The sequence below is a fragment of the Vibrio sp. QJM3NY_39 genome, from assembly GCF_057785895.1.
In genome coordinates this window covers 300,874-317,956 of sequence record NZ_CM173505.1, presented here as the reverse complement: position 1 = coordinate 317,956, position 17,083 = coordinate 300,874, and the positions used below count along the sequence as shown (strand labels likewise).

General features: G+C 45.0%; 19 protein-coding genes. 4 read left to right on the top strand and 15 right to left on the bottom strand.

Annotated elements, in window-relative coordinates:
• Window positions 1-4: 4 nt before the first annotated feature.
• The 10 genes from rpsJ to fkpA all read right to left on the bottom strand — a co-directional run bounded on the left by rpsJ (window position 5) and on the right by fkpA (window position 8,214).
• Complete coding sequence (rpsJ, locus tag AC3CHU_RS01440) at window positions 5-316, bottom strand: 30S ribosomal protein S10 (RefSeq protein ID WP_004736761.1); 312 nt, start codon at window positions 314-316, stop codon at window positions 5-7.
• 446 nt (window positions 317-762) lie between these two features.
• Complete coding sequence (gene tuf / locus AC3CHU_RS01435; RefSeq protein WP_012604914.1) at window positions 763-1,947, bottom strand: elongation factor Tu; 1,185 nt, start codon at window positions 1,945-1,947, stop codon at window positions 763-765.
• 146 nt (window positions 1,948-2,093) lie between these two features.
• The gene (gene fusA, locus AC3CHU_RS01430; RefSeq protein WP_488524972.1) at window positions 2,094-4,190 is read right to left on the bottom strand and encodes an elongation factor G; all 2,097 of its coding nucleotides are present in this window, start codon (window positions 4,188-4,190) and stop codon (window positions 2,094-2,096) included.
• A gap of 166 nt (window positions 4,191-4,356) precedes the next feature.
• Window positions 4,357-4,827 (bottom strand): 30S ribosomal protein S7, encoded by a 471-nt coding sequence (gene rpsG / locus AC3CHU_RS01425; RefSeq protein WP_017073678.1) that lies wholly within the window; start codon window positions 4,825-4,827, stop codon window positions 4,357-4,359.
• A 103-nt stretch (window positions 4,828-4,930) separates the two neighbouring features.
• The gene (gene rpsL / locus AC3CHU_RS01420; RefSeq protein ID WP_012604917.1) at window positions 4,931-5,305 is read right to left on the bottom strand and encodes a 30S ribosomal protein S12; all 375 of its coding nucleotides are present in this window, start codon (window positions 5,303-5,305) and stop codon (window positions 4,931-4,933) included.
• Window positions 5,306-5,486: 181 nt separating this feature from the next.
• A complete protein-coding gene (gene tusB, locus AC3CHU_RS01415; RefSeq protein WP_114634058.1) occupies window positions 5,487-5,762 on the bottom strand; it encodes a sulfurtransferase complex subunit TusB in 276 nt (91 codons plus the stop codon).
• 8 nt (window positions 5,763-5,770) lie between these two features.
• On the bottom strand, window positions 5,771-6,127 hold the full coding sequence (gene tusC / locus AC3CHU_RS01410) for a sulfurtransferase complex subunit TusC (RefSeq protein WP_017085994.1): 357 nt from the start codon (window positions 6,125-6,127) through the stop codon (window positions 5,771-5,773).
• Window positions 6,124-6,513, bottom strand: coding sequence for a sulfurtransferase complex subunit TusD (gene tusD, locus AC3CHU_RS01405; RefSeq protein WP_171308870.1), 390 nt, complete (start codon window positions 6,511-6,513; stop codon window positions 6,124-6,126). Before tusD ends, tusC begins: the two co-directional genes overlap by 4 nt.
• The gene (locus tag AC3CHU_RS01400) at window positions 6,507-7,232 is read right to left on the bottom strand and encodes a helix-turn-helix transcriptional regulator (protein WP_004729851.1); all 726 of its coding nucleotides are present in this window, start codon (window positions 7,230-7,232) and stop codon (window positions 6,507-6,509) included. Before AC3CHU_RS01400 ends, tusD begins: the two co-directional genes overlap by 7 nt.
• 205 nt (window positions 7,233-7,437) lie before the next feature.
• Window positions 7,438-8,214: an FKBP-type peptidyl-prolyl cis-trans isomerase gene (fkpA, locus tag AC3CHU_RS01395; RefSeq protein WP_171308871.1), complete on the bottom strand. Its 777-nt coding sequence runs from the start codon at window positions 8,212-8,214 to the stop codon at window positions 7,438-7,440.
• Between the two features lie 131 nt (window positions 8,215-8,345).
• On the opposite strand from fkpA, the gene AC3CHU_RS01390 reads away from it, so the two are divergent.
• Window positions 8,346-9,323: a WD40 repeat domain-containing protein gene (locus tag AC3CHU_RS01390; RefSeq protein WP_026012360.1), complete on the top strand. Its 978-nt coding sequence runs from the start codon at window positions 8,346-8,348 to the stop codon at window positions 9,321-9,323.
• A gap of 5 nt (window positions 9,324-9,328) precedes the next feature.
• The gene (locus tag AC3CHU_RS01385) at window positions 9,329-9,556 is read left to right on the top strand and encodes a SlyX family protein (protein ID WP_004729640.1); all 228 of its coding nucleotides are present in this window, start codon (window positions 9,329-9,331) and stop codon (window positions 9,554-9,556) included.
• Between the two features lie 185 nt (window positions 9,557-9,741).
• Here AC3CHU_RS01385 and AC3CHU_RS01380 read toward each other — a convergent pair whose 3' ends face one another.
• The 5 genes from AC3CHU_RS01380 to kefG all read right to left on the bottom strand — a co-directional run bounded on the left by AC3CHU_RS01380 (window position 9,742) and on the right by kefG (window position 14,384).
• Window positions 9,742-10,707 carry an isoaspartyl peptidase/L-asparaginase family protein gene (locus AC3CHU_RS01380; RefSeq protein WP_488524971.1) on the bottom strand — a complete coding sequence of 322 codons (966 nt, stop codon included), beginning with the start codon at window positions 10,705-10,707 and terminating at the stop codon, window positions 9,742-9,744.
• Between the two features lie 233 nt (window positions 10,708-10,940).
• The gene (gene slyD, locus AC3CHU_RS01375; RefSeq protein ID WP_017083786.1) at window positions 10,941-11,537 is read right to left on the bottom strand and encodes a peptidylprolyl isomerase; all 597 of its coding nucleotides are present in this window, start codon (window positions 11,535-11,537) and stop codon (window positions 10,941-10,943) included.
• 94 nt (window positions 11,538-11,631) lie between these two features.
• On the bottom strand, window positions 11,632-11,832 hold the full coding sequence (locus AC3CHU_RS01370) for a YheV family putative zinc ribbon protein (protein ID WP_086048637.1): 201 nt from the start codon (window positions 11,830-11,832) through the stop codon (window positions 11,632-11,634).
• Window positions 11,833-12,016: 184 nt separating this feature from the next.
• Window positions 12,017-13,813, bottom strand: coding sequence for a glutathione-regulated potassium-efflux system protein KefB (gene kefB / locus AC3CHU_RS01365; protein WP_488524970.1), 1,797 nt, complete (start codon window positions 13,811-13,813; stop codon window positions 12,017-12,019).
• Window positions 13,800-14,384, bottom strand: coding sequence for a glutathione-regulated potassium-efflux system ancillary protein KefG (gene kefG / locus AC3CHU_RS01360; protein WP_488524969.1), 585 nt, complete (start codon window positions 14,382-14,384; stop codon window positions 13,800-13,802). The genes kefB and kefG overlap by 14 nt, the downstream gene beginning before the upstream one ends.
• Window positions 14,385-14,558: 174 nt before the next feature.
• On the opposite strand from kefG, the gene AC3CHU_RS01355 reads away from it, so the two are divergent.
• Together AC3CHU_RS01355 and AC3CHU_RS01350 are read left to right on the top strand one after the other, a co-directional pair.
• The gene (locus AC3CHU_RS01355; RefSeq protein WP_004729646.1) at window positions 14,559-16,481 is read left to right on the top strand and encodes an ABC transporter ATP-binding protein; all 1,923 of its coding nucleotides are present in this window, start codon (window positions 14,559-14,561) and stop codon (window positions 16,479-16,481) included.
• A complete protein-coding gene (locus tag AC3CHU_RS01350; RefSeq protein WP_004729647.1) occupies window positions 16,478-16,948 on the top strand; it encodes a TIGR02444 family protein in 471 nt (156 codons plus the stop codon). Before AC3CHU_RS01355 ends, AC3CHU_RS01350 begins: the two co-directional genes overlap by 4 nt.
• Window positions 16,949-17,083: the final 135 nt, after the last annotated feature.

Below are 17,083 nucleotides of genomic sequence, written 5' to 3'. Positions count from 1 at the left end.
TCCCTTAACCTAGGCTGATTTGAACATCAACGCCAGCTGCAAGATCAAGACGCATTAGAGCATCAACAGTTTTATCTGTTGGCTCAACGATGTCGATCAAACGCTTGTGAGTACGAATTTCGTACTGGTCACGTGCATCTTTGTTGACGTGTGGAGAGGTAAGAACAGTGAAACGCTCTTTACGAGTAGGAAGTGGAATAGGACCACGAACCTGTGCGCCAGTACGTTTTGCTGTTTCAACGATTTCCGCAGTTGAAGCATCGATTAGCTTGTAATCAAACGCTTTAAGGCGGATACGAATACGTTGGTTCTGCATGAGACAGAGCTCCAATTATTAAAAATTACACAAACAATATCGCCACTCAAGCTCGAAAGAACGAGAGAATGCCGATTGATTTATGTGAAACCGTAGCATCCAAAATCAGGACGCATTGTCAGTTAACTTTTGAAGTAAACACGAAGTTTACTATTTTTATTAACCGCGAACATAAGCTGAGTATACATTACTAGGTAAGACCTACTCCTCAGTGCTCATTGGTTCACAAACCGGCGTTAGCCAGTGCGATGCATTATACAGATCACGTTTTAGTATGCAAGTAGTGTTGGGAAAATAATCGGAATATATTGAAAAAGGAACTTGGGGAGATATGGCGTATTGCGCGGTAAAGGAATGTTTCTCTATAAATAACAAAAGGGAAGCCGAAGCTTCCCTTTTCAGATGCGTGCTCTTCTAATGAAGAGTGTGCAAAAATCTAAATGCTATTAAGCGAAGATTTTAGCTACAACACCAGCACCAACTGTACGGCCACCTTCGCGGATTGCGAAACGTAGACCTTCGTCCATTGCGATTGGAGCGATTAGCTCAACAGTCATTTGAACGTTGTCACCTGGCATTACCATTTCTACGCCTTCTGGTAGAGTGATATCGCCTGTTACGTCAGTTGTACGGAAGTAGAACTGTGGACGGTAACCCTTGAAGAAAGGAGTGTGACGGCCGCCTTCGTCTTTAGAAAGTACGTATACTTCAGACTCAAACTTAGTATGTGGGTTGATTGAACCTTTAGCAGAAAGTACTTGGCCACGTTCAACGTCATCACGCTTAGTACCACGTAGAAGTGCACCAACGTTCTCACCTGCACGACCTTCGTCAAGCAGTTTACGGAACATTTCAACACCAGTACAAGTAGTAAGAGTAGTTTCTTTGATACCAACGATTTCTACTTCGTCACCTACACGTAGGATACCGCGCTCGATACGACCAGTAACTACAGTACCACGACCTTGGATTGAGAATACATCTTCAATAGGAAGTAGGAACGGTAGATCAACAGCACGCTCTGGAAGTGGAATGTAAGAATCTAGTGCTTCTGCAAGCTCAACAATCTTGTCTTCCCACTGCTTTTCGCCGTTTAGAGCGCCAAGTGCAGAACCTTGAATTACTGGAAGGTCGTCTCCTGGGTACTCGTACTCAGAAAGAAGTTCACGTACTTCCATTTCTACTAGCTCAAGTAGCTCTTCGTCATCAACCATGTCACATTTGTTCATGAATACGATGATGTAAGGGATACCAACTTGACGACCAAGTAGGATGTGCTCACGTGTTTGTGGCATAGGGCCATCTGTAGCAGCAACAACTAGGATACCGCCGTCCATTTGAGCAGCACCAGTGATCATGTTTTTAACATAATCGGCGTGTCCAGGACAGTCTACGTGTGCGTAGTGACGTTCAGGAGTATCGTACTCAACGTGAGAAGTTGCGATTGTGATACCGCGCTCGCGCTCTTCTGGAGCGTTATCGATAGATGCGAAATCTTTAGCAACACCGCCGTACACTTTTGCAAGTGTAGTACAGATAGCAGCAGTTAGAGTTGTTTTACCGTGGTCAACGTGGCCGATAGTACCAACGTTTACGTGCGGTTTCGTACGTTCAAATTTTTCTTTAGACACAATCGTGTTCCTTCCTAGTTATGATTCGCCACGTTCATTATTGAGCGAGACGCGCCAGAAATTGCTATTTTATGCGCCAACTCTCGTTAGCGCAATATTTGGACGCATTGATCTTTCAAAAAATGAAAAAAATGCATCCCTTTTGTTTAACCACGCTCTGCAATGATTGCATTAGCAACATTTTTTGGCACTTCGGCGTACTCACTAAACTCCATAGAGTAAGAAGCACGACCTTGTGTCGCAGAACGTAAATCAGTTGCGTAACCGAACATGACAGACAACGGAACTTGTGCACGAATTATCTTCAGGCCAGCTGTCCCCTCGTCCATACCTTCGATGATGCCGCGACGACGGTTAATATCGCCAACAACGTCACCCATCCAGTCTTCTGGAGTAGTTACTTCAACTTTCATCATAGGCTCAAGCAGAACCGGTTGCGCTTCAAGTGCACCCGATCTGAAAGCCATAGAGGCAGCGATTGTAAACGCCATCTCACTTGAATCTACTTCATGGTAAGAACCATCATATAGTGTAGCTTTGATATCCAAAACTGGATAGCCAGCAAGTACACCATTGTTCATCTGCTCTTCAACGCCTTTAGCGACTGAAGCGATAAACTCTTTAGGTACGATACCGTTGGCAATTTCATCAACGAAGACAAAGCCTTCGCCAGCTTCTGATGGTTCAAGTTTTAGCCACACGTGACCGTACTGACCTTTACCACCATGCTCACGGATAAATTTGCCTTCCGCTTTCGCAGTACCGCGAATCGTTTCACGATAAGCTACTTGCGGGTTACCAACGTTGCAGTTGACGTTAAATTCACGCTTCATACGGTCAACGATGATATCTAAGTGTAGTTCGCCCATACCAGAAATCAGTGTCTGGCCAGTTTCCGCATCCATATCAACGCGGAATGATGGGTCTTCTGCTGCTAGTTTACCTAGAGCGATAGTCATTTTATCTTGATCAGCTTGAGAGCGAGGCTCTACAACGATCTGAATAACTGGATCTGGGAATTCCATACGCTCAAGAACGATTTTATGGTTCTGATCACATAGAGTTTCACCAGTAGTAACATCTTTAAGGCCGATAATGGCTGCGATGTCACCTGCTCGTACTTCTTTTACTTCTTCACGTTTGTTCGAGTGCATTTGAACAATGCGCCCTAAACGTTCACGTTGTTTCTTCACAGAGTTGTAAGCTGTTTTACCGCTTTCAACAACTCCAGAGTAAACACGGATGAAAGTTAAAGTACCAACAAATGGGTCTGTTGCAATTTTAAATGCTAGCGCTGAGAACGGTTCTTTGTCGTCTGCGTGACGCTCAATTTCATTCTCGTCTTCATCAACACCTTTAATTGCCGGTACATCGACTGGAGAAGGAAGGAAATCAACCACTGCATCTAGAACAGCTTGTACACCTTTGTTTTTGAATGCACTACCACAAGTGGCAAGTACGATTTCATTATTAAGGGTACGAATACGAAGACCTTGCTTGATTTCAGCTTCTGTTAATTCACCTTCTTCAAGGTACTTATCCATCAGCTCTTCATTTGCTTCCGCAGCAGCTTCAACAAGTTCGGTACGATATTCTTCAGCCATTTCTTGCATGTCAGCAGGAATATCTTCGTACGTGAAAGTCATGCCCTGGTCAGCGTCGTTCCAGTTGATTGCCTTCATCTTAATAAGATCGACAACACCTTGGAAGTTTTCTTCAGCACCAATGTTCAGTTGAATTGGAACAGGAGTTGCGCCTAGGCGGTCCTTAATCTGTTCAACTACGCGCAAGAAATCTGCGCCTGTACGGTCCATTTTGTTAACGAAAACCATACGTGGAACTTGGTACTTATCAGCTTGACGCCATACTGTCTCTGACTGAGGTTCAACACCAGATGAGCCACAGAACACAACAACTGCACCATCAAGTACACGCAGAGAACGCTCTACTTCGATTGTGAAGTCAACGTGTCCAGGAGTGTCGATGATGTTGATACGGTGGTCCGAGAACTGAGCTTCCATACCACGCCAAAACGTGGTCGTTGCTGCTGAAGTGATCGTAATACCGCGCTCTTGCTCTTGCTCCATCCAGTCCATGGTTGCTGCACCATCGTGAACTTCGCCGATTTTGTGAGAAAGACCGGTATAGAACAGAATACGTTCACTTGTGGTTGTTTTACCTGCATCTACGTGAGCAACGATACCGATATTACGGTATTGCTCTATAGGAGTTTTACGAGCCACGGTTGAATCCTCTTATTAGAGACTTAGGGACTATTGCTATGTCTAGATTATGCGTTAAAAGCGATGCTTCGCTAAAAAGTGCTTGCCCTAGAAATAGCAATAGTTCCTAGCATAAGCATAGGAACTAAAGAAGTGCTGCAAGGAACCTTGCAGCACTAAAAAGGTATTACCAGCGGTAATGTGCGAACGCTTTGTTTGCGTCAGCCATGCGGTGAACGTCTTCACGTTTCTTAACCGCAGTACCTTTGTTCTCAGACGCGTCTAGCATTTCAGCAGCTAGGCGTTGAGCCATAGATTTTTCACCACGCTTACGCGCAGCTTCAACTACCCAACGCATAGCAAGAGCGTTACGGCGAACCGGACGAACTTCTACAGGTACTTGGTAAGTTGAACCACCCACACGGCGAGATTTAACTTCTACCGCTGGGCGAACATTTTCAAGAGCTTCTTCAAATACAGCTAAGTGATCTTTACCAGATTTCTCAGCCATAGTTTCTAGTGCAGTGTAAACAATCTTCTCTGCAGTAGATTTTTTTCCGTCAACCATAAGGATGTTAACGAATTTTGCCAGCAGTTCAGATTTGAACTTAGGATCTGGAAGGATCTTACGCTGGCCTATTACGCGACGACGTGGCATGGAATTTCTCCGTTGTCTTCTTCAGGTTTTTTCCAAAACTTTTCAGAATAATAAATAAATAGTGTTTGGCCTTACTTAACGCTTTCTTTTTAAAAAAGACGCATTAAGACTTAGGACGTTTCACACCATACTTAGAACGACCTTTCTTACGGTCGTTAACGCCTGCACAGTCAAGTGCACCGCGAACAGTGTGGTAACGCACACCTGGTAAATCTTTAACACGACCACCACGGATAAGAACAACACTGTGTTCTTGAAGGTTATGACCTTCGCCGCCGATGTATGAAGTAACTTCAAAGCCGTTAGTTAGACGAACACGACATACTTTACGTAGTGCTGAGTTCGGTTTTTTTGGAGTAGTAGTATATACGCGAGTACATACACCACGTTTTTGTGGGCACGCTTCTAGTGCAGGCACGTTGCTTTTAACAACCTGCTTTACACGAGGAGTACGTACCAACTGGTTAATAGTTGCCATTAACTAGCTCCTGATTTACTTGAAAGTAAGCTTGATGAAAAATCTAGCCCTATTACACATAGTGTAAATAGGGACGCAAAATTCTATTCAGCAGTGGGATGTGTGTCAAGAAATATACAGATCTTTTTTAGCCGTCTAGAGCTCAGGATGGTCTTTTTTTAACCATACTGATAAAACGCAGCTACCAAGTTACTGATTTGTCGTTCAAAACCGTCAGTTTGACGAATCCGTCGAAGTCCACTTGTTCCAGAGTGCTTGAAGCAAGTTGTTGTAAACCTCGGCTATCGAGATCTGTTTTTAATACCGACACATGATCAACATTTGAGATTTGATTGAATAACTCATGATTTGGAAGGCAAACATACACCGCATCTTCAACCAAAAGGATGTGATCCTTTTGTTGCGAGTACGCCAATGCAAGCTTGAGTTTGTCTACTGATTTTACAATATGAAGCATAACGTTCCCTAGAAAGTCAGTATTTTTTGGCTCTGAGCTAACTTCTGCGTCAACTCATTCACTTCTAGCGCAGTCACATCGATCAGTAAGTTATCGGTCGAAAGACCAAACTGATTGAGGCTATGTTGACATACGTAAACCTGCTCAATGTCGTAGAGGTCCATAAGCTTGAATGCAGAAATATAGTCACGTGATAGGGATTCATCAGGCTGTTGAGCCTTGAGAAGCTGTGTAACGCCATTACCGACAAAGAACACGGTAATGTCTTCACTATAGGCTGAAGCAGCTAGCAGTGCGTCTAGCCCTTCCCTGCCCGCAGCCGTCGTATGAGGAAAAGTGTTAAATACAAAGGCCAATTTACTCAAAACTGTACAACCCTATCTTGCGTCAAAAGTGCTTCAGATAAGCTCCCTAACCCAGCTTGGGTAAACCCAGCCGCCAAGTTAGATGCTCTCAATTGATGTTGCGTTGCTTCATCCGTGCTGATCACTCCGCGTCTAAGCGCAGCAGCCACACACGTTTCAAGGCTAACATTGTGCTCATCCGCCAGTTTTTGCCAAGCGGAAGCCAAGTCGAATTCATCATTAGCAGGCACAGTAATGTCAGAGCCATTACTGACGCCATCTTGATAGAAGAATACACTGTGAAGTTTGTGGCCCTGATTAATAAGAGCCACAGCAAACTGGTAAGCACTTCTTGCCGATTGTGAACCGTAGACCGGTCCATTCACTAAAAGTGTATAGCTTAACAACCCTCTTCATCCTCTGTTTTACGTTGGCGGATGTATAGGTATACGGTGTGCTTAGAGATGTTCAATCGCTCGGCAACACGGTTAATCGCATCTTTGATATCGAAAATACCTTTGTCGTAAAGCTCCATCACGATTTGACGGTTCTTAGTATTGTTCGATACTGATTTGTCGGCATTGATTTCTTCAATGGTGCGTTCAACCGTCTGGTCGACAAGCTCTTCCACATCACTCGCAAAGTTTACTGATGATGCTGCTTCGTCCGCATCTTGGGTAGGCATGAAAGATTGCAGTACTTGTGAGAATGGCGCATCTAAGTTTACGTTAATACACAACAAACCAATCACTCGGTCTTCACCATTGCGGATAGCAACCGTGATCGACTTCATCAATACTCCGCCTTTAGCGCGAGTAAAGTATGAACGTGAGAAGTTACGCTTAGAACCTTCAATATCTTTCAGCATTTTCAATGCGAGATCGGTGATCGGCGAACCAACCTGACGACCTGTATTTTCGCCGTTGGCAATTTTAATCGCAGAAGTATTGAGGTCTTCTAAAGAGTGTAAAACGATTTCACAAAACGGACCGATAAGACTCGCAATACCGTCAACCACGGCCTCATAAGATCTTAGAATGATTTTATCGTGTTCACTGAATGGCATAACGTGGACTGATTCCATTTCAAGTAACACATCTGCATTGACTGTTTCTGTAGTAGTCACTTATTCCTTACCTTCGTGTGAAAAATCAACAAATTTATGTAAGTTTATCAGAAAATTTTAATTGCACACCTAGCTAACATTGCAACTAGTGATTTAGAACAAGTTTAAAAATCAAATACTCACCTTCAAATCATAAAAAAAGCCTAACTCAAAGTTAGGCTTTTTATTCAATCAACGTATTTTAGAATAAAACTTTTAGCTGATATTACTGAGCAGGAGCCGCTTCAGCGTTATCAATTTTAAGTAGTTCAACTTCGAATACTAGCGTTGAGTTAGCAGGGATAGTCGGTGTGTCTTGCTCACCGTATGCTAGCTCTGGCGGGATAACGAACTTGTACTTAGAACCAACTTGCATCAGTTGTACGCCTTCAGTCCAGCCTGGGATTACGCGGTTTAGTGGGAAGGTTGCTGGTTCGCCACGATCGTAAGAGCTGTCGAACTGAGTACCGTCGGTTAGCGTACCTTTGTAGTGCACTTGAACAGTATCAGTGTCTTTTGGAGAAGCACCTTCACCAGCCGTCATTACTTGGTAAAGTAGACCAGATTCAGTTTGCTTAACGCCTTCAGCTTTAGCGAACTCAGCGCGGAAATCATCACCGGCTTTCTTCACTTCTGCAGATTTTTCTGCCGCTTGTGCTTGCATTGTTTCAGCAACACGCTTGTCTAGAGCTTCAAGAGCTGCGCGAGTTTCTTCTTCGTTAAGTGCTGTTTTCTCTGCGAATACGTCTTCGATACCTTGAAGAACCATATCTTTGTCTAGGTTAATGCCTAGCTCGCTTGGCTTATCAATGCTTGTGCTTAGGTAGTTCGCGAAAGATACACCGATTGCGTATGCCGCTTTGTCATCTTCTGTTTTAAAGTTTACTGCTGCAACTTTAGCTTCTTCTACCTGTGGAGCTTCTGCCTTTGGTTCTTCTTTCTGACAACCAACTGCTAGCATAACCGTTGCGGCAAGCAGTGATACTTTTAAAACTGATTTCATTGAATTCTCCAATTAATGGCCAAGCCATTGGTTATTGTGCACAAATCTAATGATTAGATTGGTGTGAATACGTTAGTTATAACAATATACTAGTCATATGTCTTTCGACACAAACCGGATTATTAGATGTGATGCGAATATTTTTCCACTCATTGCTATGTACGATTGTCATCACCTTGTTAAATGGTTGCTTTTTCTTTCAAGATGATGAGCAACGTTGGGAAATTGAACCCAATGGCGCCACCAGCTTTGCACTAAGCAGAGATGGACGCTTCGCCCTGCTCTACTCTCAGCAAAAACAACTGTTACTCTGGGACCTCGTCCAAGATAAAGAGCTCGCTCAACTCGGCCCGCAAGATCAATCAGAAAACCAAGTATCGCGTATCCGCATCTCGGACAACGGCCGCTTCGCCATTACCGCCAGCCAGATGAATTTCGCCGTTTGGGACTTATCTTGGACTCAAGCTGAAGGGCTTTGGTCTATTTCCGATGGCCTAATTCGTGATGTCGATATATCCAGCAATGGTGAAAAAGTCTTACTTGGCCTGTCTAATGGCAAAGCTATCTATGTGGACTTAGTCACCGGACGCCGTCTTGAGTTCCTTGCTCACCGAGAAAAAGTTAATTCAGTCTCCCTCTCTTCTAATGGCCGCTACGCATTATCAGGCGGCAACGACTACAAAGCTTACCTTTGGGATACCGAATCAGGCTTGGTGTTACGTACCTTCGAGCATGAACAAAGAGTAGTACGAGTTGCGCTACAACGGGATGGAGAATTGGCTTTTACTTCCGATGGCGGCAACCAAGCGATGATCTGGAATTTGGAAACAGGTGAACCTCAAGCGCAATTGCAGAGCTGGTCTCGACAGCTGATATTCTCTAGTGCTCGCTTTTCTGACGACGGCAGTATGTTGGTGACGGGTACGCCATCCAGCCAAGTGAGTGTGTGGAATACTCAAGATGGAAAACGCATTTCTCGTCACGATGCCGAGCCATTAAAAGATGCTCGCCCTCCACGTGCGGTAGTGTATGATGCAGCCTTTGATGAAAAGAACCGTGTGATATCGGGCACCTCTGCGGGCATCGCCCAAGCTTGGAATGTGGATTAAGAACGATGACAGAAAAGCGAATTGAACAACTAGAAAGCCGCGTGAATGACCTAGAATGTCAGTTGGCTTTCCAAGAACAAACCATTGAAGAACTCAATGAAGCGCTTAGCCAACAACAGATGTTGATCACGAGAATGCAAGATCAAATGAAGTTCGTGGTGGGTAAAGTAAAAAATATGGATGGCTCAAACCTCGCTGACGCATCAGAAGAGACGCCACCTCCACACTATTAAGTGCGGTTTAAAGATAACGAATTAATTCTAGCGACGCATATCGTTAGTTTCTCGTCCTCAATGTGTAAACACATTTCAGGGCTGGACATAGAAAACTAAAAGGGCGACAGATGTTTATCTGTCGCCCTTTTGCTTGTTTAATCTGCGCTAATTCAACTTAAACCAGTTAAGCCAATACAAGCTTATTAGTCGTCGGCATAAATCTTCACTTCCACGCAGCCTTTCGTATCAACACTCGCGCGATACATTCCAGAACTGTTCATACCGAAATGAATATCACCTTGGCCATCGATAGCAATCAAGCCTCCTTCACCACCCATGGTTTTCAATTCACCTTGAATAATCGTTTCACAAGCCGTATGCACATCTTCCTTGAGATAACGCATTCTTGCCGCCACATCACTAGCGACCATCTTTCTAAGGAAGAATTCCCCCATACCCGTTGTTGAAACGGCCACGTTGCCATTTTCAGCAACAGTGCCTGCACCGAGGATTGGAGAATCTCCCACACGACCGTATTTTTTATTGGTTACGCCACCGGTACTGGTTGCTGCAGCTAAGTTACCGGCCTGGTCTAATGCTACTGCGCCAACCGTGCCGTACTTTTTATCATCTGGATATTTTTGAGCTTGTTGCTCATCGTATTTTGCTTCAGACAAAGCAAAGATGCCTTTCTCTTTCATCGACTGAAGTTGGTCATAACGACGCTCAGTAAAGAAGTAATCTTGCTCGGTGAAGATATACTCATGCTCAAACGCAAACTTCTCTGCGCCTTCACCAATCAGCAGCACATGGTCGCTTTTAAGCATCACATCACGCGCAAGTTCAATTGGATTTTTGATATGGCGGACACCTGCAATAGCACCCGCATCCATTTCGCGACCGTGCATCACAGAAGCATCCATCTCAACAAATTCGTCATGAGTTAAAACAGAGCCTTTACCGGCATTAAAATGCGGGCTGTCTTCCATCACCTTGACTGACGCAACCACTGCATCCAGCGCATCTCCACCCGATTGCAACACTTGATAGCCAGCCAAAACCGACTTCTCCAAAGCCTCGGTAATACCCGTTTTTAATTCATCGCTCATTTGCTCTCGCAAGATAGTTCCTGCACCACCATGAATAGCAATTGAAAAAGGCTGTGACATGCAAACTCTCCACTGACGTCGTCTTATAATGTTGTGCTATCAATATCACATCCATGGTTTGATGTCTGATAGGGAAAACCAAACTCTTTACGAATGCTTAGATTCGCGGATGTTTAGATTTACGGATACTGAGTTCGCTAGATTAAAAGTCAGCTCAAAAAGCGAGACTTAAACGAAAAAAACCTCCACAAGGGAGGCTTTCAATATTCTTAAACTAAACCGCTAGTTCGGTATTAGTGAGAACCACAGCTACCGCCGCCGCAGCAGCCGTCTTTTTTCTCTTCAGCGTGGTCATGGCCTTCGCCACCACAACAACCGCCTTCGTGGTCATGATCATGGTCGTGACCGTGGCTACCACAGCCGCCTTCTTGGTGTACGTGACCGTGTTGAACTTCTTCTTCAGTCGCTTCACGAACGGCTACAACTTCAACGTCAAACGTTAGAGTTTGGCCAGCTAGCATGTGGTTACCATCAACAACAACTTCGTCGCCATCTACTTCAGTCACTTCAACTGGGATTGGACCTTGGTCAGTATCCGCTAGGAAACGCATGCCAACTTCGATTTGCTCAACACCTTGGAATACGTCTGCAGGAACACGTTGAACTAAGTCATCGTTGTGCTCGCCGTAAGCGTCTTCTGGAGTAACCGTTGCTGAGAACTTGTCGCCAGCTACTTTGCCTTCAAGCTCTTTTTCAAGACCTGTAATTAGGTTGTTGTGACCGTGAAGGTAATCTAGTGGAGCTTCTGCAGTTGATTGGTCAACTACTACGCCATCTTCAAGTTTCACTTGATATGCAACACTAACTACTACGTTCTTTTCAATTTTCATGAGAGCTCCAAGGAGGTTTGGACTAAGCTCGAACAGTTGAGCTTAGGAAAAATTCTGTACCAGGATATTATGGGGATCAATTAACGAAACTCAATCATTCTGGCTTAAAAATACCGATCATTTCTTGATTCGCGTGTTCAGATTTCTCTACAGTTTTCGGTTTACGCTGCTCAGTGAAGTCACAATCGACGCATTCCACCAGCTCGATATTATTTTCAACCCACCAGCGGAGTGTGTCTTGGGTCTTGCAGCTTGGGCAACTCGCCCCTGCGATAAAGCGTTTTTTCTGTTTCACGTTCATATCCTTTACTACTCTGGATTCGCAGTTCTTCCCACATGCTCTATTCGAGACTAAGCAGAGACCGCGTTTATTATTAGATTGATTCTTTAAGTTACAGTTTTTAAGAACAACTACAGAGCTAAGCTCAAGCGATTAGCTCTAAGTTCTAAGTTCTAAGTTCTAAGTTTCTAAGTTCAGGCTATTGCCAATAGTTTCTAGATTGGTGATCATTTTCCATCTCATGTCCAAAGATCTCTTCAAGCTCTTTACGAGCTTCTTTCGCTCTCTGAGCTAACTCAGCATCTTCGCTATGCTGAGGAAGCAACTCTTTGAGCATACCATTATCCAATTTCCTAAAATGTGCTTCTGCTCGCTTCGCTTTATATGGATGCATACCAAGTTCAGTCAATGTTTGACGACCTAAATCTAGAGCCCCAAGAAAAGTTTCACGAGAATAGTTGCTTACACCATGGTTAAGTAATTGATACGCTTCAACACGGCTTCGAGCACGCGCTAAGATCTTCAACTTCGGGAAATGCTGCTTACACAAATCCACGGTTTTCATGATTTCATCGGGAGAGTCGGTACACAGCACAATGGCTTCAGCCTTATCAGCGCCTGCAGCACGTAATAGTTCAAGGTGAGTTGAGTCACCGTAGAATACCTTGTAGCCGAATTTTCTAAGTATATGGATTTGGCTGGCGTCACTTTCAAGAACGGTGATACGAATCTTGTTGGCATACATTAGACGTCCAATGATCTGACCGAAACGACCAAAGCCAGCAATGATCACTCGAGGGCTACGATCGACAACATCAGAAGACATCGCGCTTTCACTGATTTGATTGAGTTGACGAGCAAAGAAGCGATCTTGCAGCTTAAGCATCAATGGCGTGGTCACCATAGAAAGGCTCACAACCACCAGTAAGAACGACACTTGGTCACCACTTAGGATGCCTTGTGCACTCGCCGCGGTAAAAATAACGAAAGCGAATTCACCACCTTGGCTGAGAATCATCGCCATACGGCTGCGCGCTTTAGTTTGAGTACCGAAGATACGAGCCAGCGCATACAACACCAAGCCTTTCAATACGACCAGAGACGACACCGCGATCAATATTGCGAATGGACTTTCTGCCAGTAAACCTAAGTTCACCGCCATACCCACCGAAATAAAGAACAGGCCGAGCAGTAACCCTTTAAATGGGTCTATGGCGATTTCAAGCTCATGTCGATATTCACTTTCAGCCAGAAGTACGCCCGCCAAGAAAGTACCGAGTGCCATCGACAAACCAATCTGCTGCATGATGACGGCAATACCAATCACCAATAACAGCGCCGCAACTGTGAATAACTCACGCACACCGCTCATGACTACATATCGGAACAGTGGTCTCAACAAGAAGTGACCACCGACAAGCAAGCCAATCACACCACCTAGCATCCACAACATGTCAGCCCAACTGCCGCCCGTATTACCAGCGAGCAAAGGCAGCATCGCCAACATAGGGATTACTGCTATATCTTGGAAAAGTAATACAGCAAAGCCGGATTGCCCCGCTTCTTTACCGCCGAGCTCCCGCTCTTCAATAACACGTAAGGCTATGGCTGTCGAAGACAGCGCTAAACCCATACCTATTACCAGGCTGGTTTGCCATGTTAATCCGAACAAACAGGAGATAGCGGTAATAATCAAGGTGGTGATCAGCACTTGCGCACCACCGAGTCCGAGAATAGGCGCCCTCATCTGCCACAGTTTTTTAGGGTTAAGCTCTAAGCCAATCAAGAAAAGCAGCAGCACCACCCCGAATTCGGAGAAATGTAGAATCGCTTCGACATCACTGATTAAACCAAGCCCCCAAGGGCCAATCGCCACGCCAGCTAATAGATAGCCGAGTACTGAGCCTAGGCCAGCGCGCTGCGCGATAGGAACCGCGACCACAGCAGCCGCTAAAAATATAACGCTACTTTGTAGAAAATCATTAGTCAGAGCCATTATTCGCTCCTATATCTTGTAGCGGGTCTCGCAGCCAATTTCGATACGCTTCTGCGTGTTGGTAAAGCGTCATATCCGAAACATTTCTCGCCCAGTGTAAAACTAAGGGGGATATCCAGTGCATCTGACACAAAGCAGCGGTTAGCTCGAATGGTTGCAAGATCTCTTGTAATGGATATTTATTATAGCCTGCGGCACCAAACGCCTCTTCTTTACCACCGGTAGTAATAACGCTGCGCCAGTGTTTGCCTTTAAGCGCACTCTGCTCACCGAATGCAAATCCTTTTCCTAACACACGATCAAACCACTCCTTCAATAACGAAGGACAGGAATACATAAACAGAGGATGCTGGAACACAATCACATCGTACTCTAGGAGTAAGTCATGCTCATAAGGCACATCGATAAAGAAGTCTGGGTAGATGGCGTAGAGATCGTGAATTTTGACATGACCGAGCGACTCGACCTTTTTAACCATCATTTGATTAGCAATAGAGGTGTGCGGCTCTGGGTGTGCGTAGATTATTAACACCTTTGGCACGGCTTTGTCTGTCGAGGGAGTATTACTCATTCCTTTGAAACATTCCTTTGAGGGCTAAACGGTGGCAAGGCCACAAGAATTTAAGCAAAAGTTATTAATATGTTATTGGCATCATAACGCAAATTGCATTGTGATCGACTTTTATCTGGTTTCAGCCTACTATGCAGGCGTCTGTTCACCTCTAATTTCTATGCTATTTCAATTATGATTACTTTCTCTGATATTCAATTGCTCCGCGGTGGTAAGCCACTCCTCGACCAAGCATCTGCGACTTTTCATCCTGGCGACAAGATCGGTTTGGTTGGTAAAAACGGCTGTGGTAAATCTACGCTGTTCGCCCTAATCAAGGACGAACTGTCTATTGATGCAGGCTCGTTCAGTAAACCAGCTCATTGGGAAATGGCTTGGGTTGCTCAAGAAACACCAGCATTAGAAAGAACAGCCATTGAATACGTGATTGATGGCGACCGTGAATACCGTGGCCTTGAAGATCAACTAGAGAAAGCGGAACAAGCCGACAACGGCACATTAGTCGCAGAGATCCACGGCAAGATTGAAACCATTGGTGGTTACAGCATCAAAGCACGTGCTGCCGAGTTATTGGATGGCCTAGGCTTTCGCCAAGAGCAAATGACATGGAACCTAACCCAGTTCTCGGGTGGTTGGCGTATGCGTTTGAACTTAGCGCAAGCCCTTCTATGTCGCAGTGACTTACTGCTACTCGATGAGCCTACCAACCACTTGGATTTAGACGCAGTAATGTGGCTAGAGCGTTGGTTACAAAACTACCCAGGCACACTGGTTCTTATCTCGCACGATAGAGACTTCTTAGATCCTATCGTCAACCGCATCGTGCATGTTGAAAACCAGCAGCTCAATGAATACACCGGTAACTACTCATCGTTTGAAACTCAACGAGCACAAAAGTTAATCCTGCAGCAGGCAATGTTCCAAAAGCAGCAGAAACAAATGTCTCACATGCAGAGCTACATTGACCGTTTCCGCTACAAAGCATCAAAGGCTCGCCAAGCGCAAAGCCGTATTAAAGCACTAGAGAAAATGGAACAAGTGCTGCCCGCTCAGTTTGATAATCCATTCAGCTTTGAGTTTAGAGAGCCAGACGCGCTACCAAATCCAATCATGATGATGGATGAAGTATCAGCGGGCTATGATGACAATCTGATTCTAGAGAAGATTCGCCTTAATCTAGTACCCGGCAGCCGAATTGGTCTGCTTGGTCGAAATGGTGCTGGTAAATCAACGCTAATCAAGCTGCTTTCAGGTGAACTGAAACAGCAAGGCGGTGAGCTGAGCTATTCGCAAGGCGTTAAGATGGGTTACTTCGCTCAGCATCAATTGGAGACGTTGCACCCAGAAGAAACGCCACTTCAGCACATGATGCAAATTGCGCCGAAACACACCGAGCAACAACTGCGTGACTACCTAGGTAGCTTTGGCTTCCAAGGTGAAAAAGCACTCGACAAGGTGGCGCCATTCTCGGGTGGTGAAAAAGCGCGTTTAGTATTAGCGCTACTGGTATGGCAAAAGCCGAACCTGTTGTTACTCGATGAACCAACCAACCACTTGGATCTCGACATGCGTCAGGCGTTGACCTTCGCCCTACAAACGTTTGAAGGCGCGATGGTTATCGTATCGCACGACCGCTACCTACTTCGTGCGACTACTGATGATTTATACCTTGTGCACGACCGTCAGGTGGCACCGTTTGATGGTGACTTAAGCGATTACTACAAGTGGCTAACCGAACAGCAGAAAGTTGAGCGCAAAGAAGCACAAGCATTGGCACCAGCAAAAGACGGAGCCAACAGTGCAGCAGCGAAAAAAGAGCAGAAACGTAAAGAAGCCGAGTTCCGTAAACTGACGGCACCACTTCGTAAAAAGCTGACTCAATTTGAAAAGCAGATGGATAAGTTAACGCTATCTCTCGAAGAAGCTGAGCAAGAATTATCCGACACTTCACTGTATGAAGCTGAAAATAAGGCTAAACTGAATAAAGTACTCGCTCTCCAAGCGAGCAGTAAGTCGCAGCTAGAAGAAGTTGAAATGGATTGGATGTCCACTCAAGAAGAGCTTGAGCAGATGGAACAGGATATGGATAGCTTATGAGCCCAGAGCACGCACCAATATCACTAACACTGGAACGACTATGGCAATTTAGCCTTCAGTATTACAGTGTGCGCGGTGTAAAGGATGCGTGCCTAGCTTTGCAAAACCAGTTCCACGGCAACGTCAATCTACTGCTGCTTCTCAAATGGCTCGATGAGCAGCAATTGTCTTTTGCCGAAGAAGAGTGGCACAAGGTACAACAGTGCTTAAGCCGCTCTGAAACCCTGCTTCATAGCTACCGAGAGCTGCGTAAGCACCTCAAACCTCAAGTCGTCGATTCCCTCTACCGTGAAGCTCTCCAATTTGAACTGCAGTTAGAGAAGCAACAGCAATCTGATCTCGTCGACTGCATTAATTCTCTTCAGCTTACGGCTAACCAGCAATCACCACTCGCTTTTCAATACTGTCGTTTATTAGGGGCTGAAAACCTCTACGACGCTTTTTCTGAACCAGCACCTCAACCCTAACGCGTTTCCTTTCTCTAATCTTCAATCAAGATCCAAGCTTACCTTGGTAGTATCGCTCTTCGTTTCCACACGGGAGTGGCGCGCATGACTGGCAATATGTTTGAAGCTCAATCTCGACAATATTCAACCAGTTAC

What these genes read in the sequence shown, in the direction of transcription:
- rpsJ (WP_004736761.1), bottom strand. Translation starts at nt 316, where the DNA reads ATGCAGAACCAACGTATTCGTATCCGCCTTAAAGCGTTTGATTACAAG.
- rpsG (WP_017073678.1), bottom strand. Translation starts at nt 4,827, where the DNA reads ATGCCACGTCGTCGCGTAATAGGCCAGCGTAAGATCCTTCCAGATCCT.
- rpsL (WP_012604917.1), bottom strand. Translation starts at nt 5,305, where the DNA reads ATGGCAACTATTAACCAGTTGGTACGTACTCCTCGTGTAAAGCAGGTT.
- tusB (WP_114634058.1), bottom strand. Translation starts at nt 5,762, where the DNA reads ATGCTTCATATTGTAAAATCAGTAGACAAACTCAAGCTTGCATTGGCG.
- fkpA (WP_171308871.1), bottom strand. Translation starts at nt 8,214, where the DNA reads ATGAAATCAGTTTTAAAAGTATCACTGCTTGCCGCAACGGTTATGCTA.
- AC3CHU_RS01390 (WP_026012360.1), top strand. Translation starts at nt 8,346, where the DNA reads ATGCGAATATTTTTCCACTCATTGCTATGTACGATTGTCATCACCTTG.
- AC3CHU_RS01385 (WP_004729640.1), top strand. Translation starts at nt 9,329, where the DNA reads ATGACAGAAAAGCGAATTGAACAACTAGAAAGCCGCGTGAATGACCTA.
- AC3CHU_RS01380 (WP_488524971.1), bottom strand. Translation starts at nt 10,707, where the DNA reads ATGTCACAGCCTTTTTCAATTGCTATTCATGGTGGTGCAGGAACTATC.
- slyD (WP_017083786.1), bottom strand. Translation starts at nt 11,537, where the DNA reads ATGAAAATTGAAAAGAACGTAGTAGTTAGTGTTGCATATCAAGTGAAA.
- kefB (WP_488524970.1), bottom strand. Translation starts at nt 13,813, where the DNA reads ATGGCTCTGACTAATGATTTTCTACAAAGTAGCGTTATATTTTTAGCG.
- kefG (WP_488524969.1), bottom strand. Translation starts at nt 14,384, where the DNA reads ATGAGTAATACTCCCTCGACAGACAAAGCCGTGCCAAAGGTGTTAATA.
- AC3CHU_RS01355 (WP_004729646.1), top strand. Translation starts at nt 14,559, where the DNA reads ATGATTACTTTCTCTGATATTCAATTGCTCCGCGGTGGTAAGCCACTC.
- AC3CHU_RS01350 (WP_004729647.1), top strand. Translation starts at nt 16,478, where the DNA reads ATGAGCCCAGAGCACGCACCAATATCACTAACACTGGAACGACTATGG.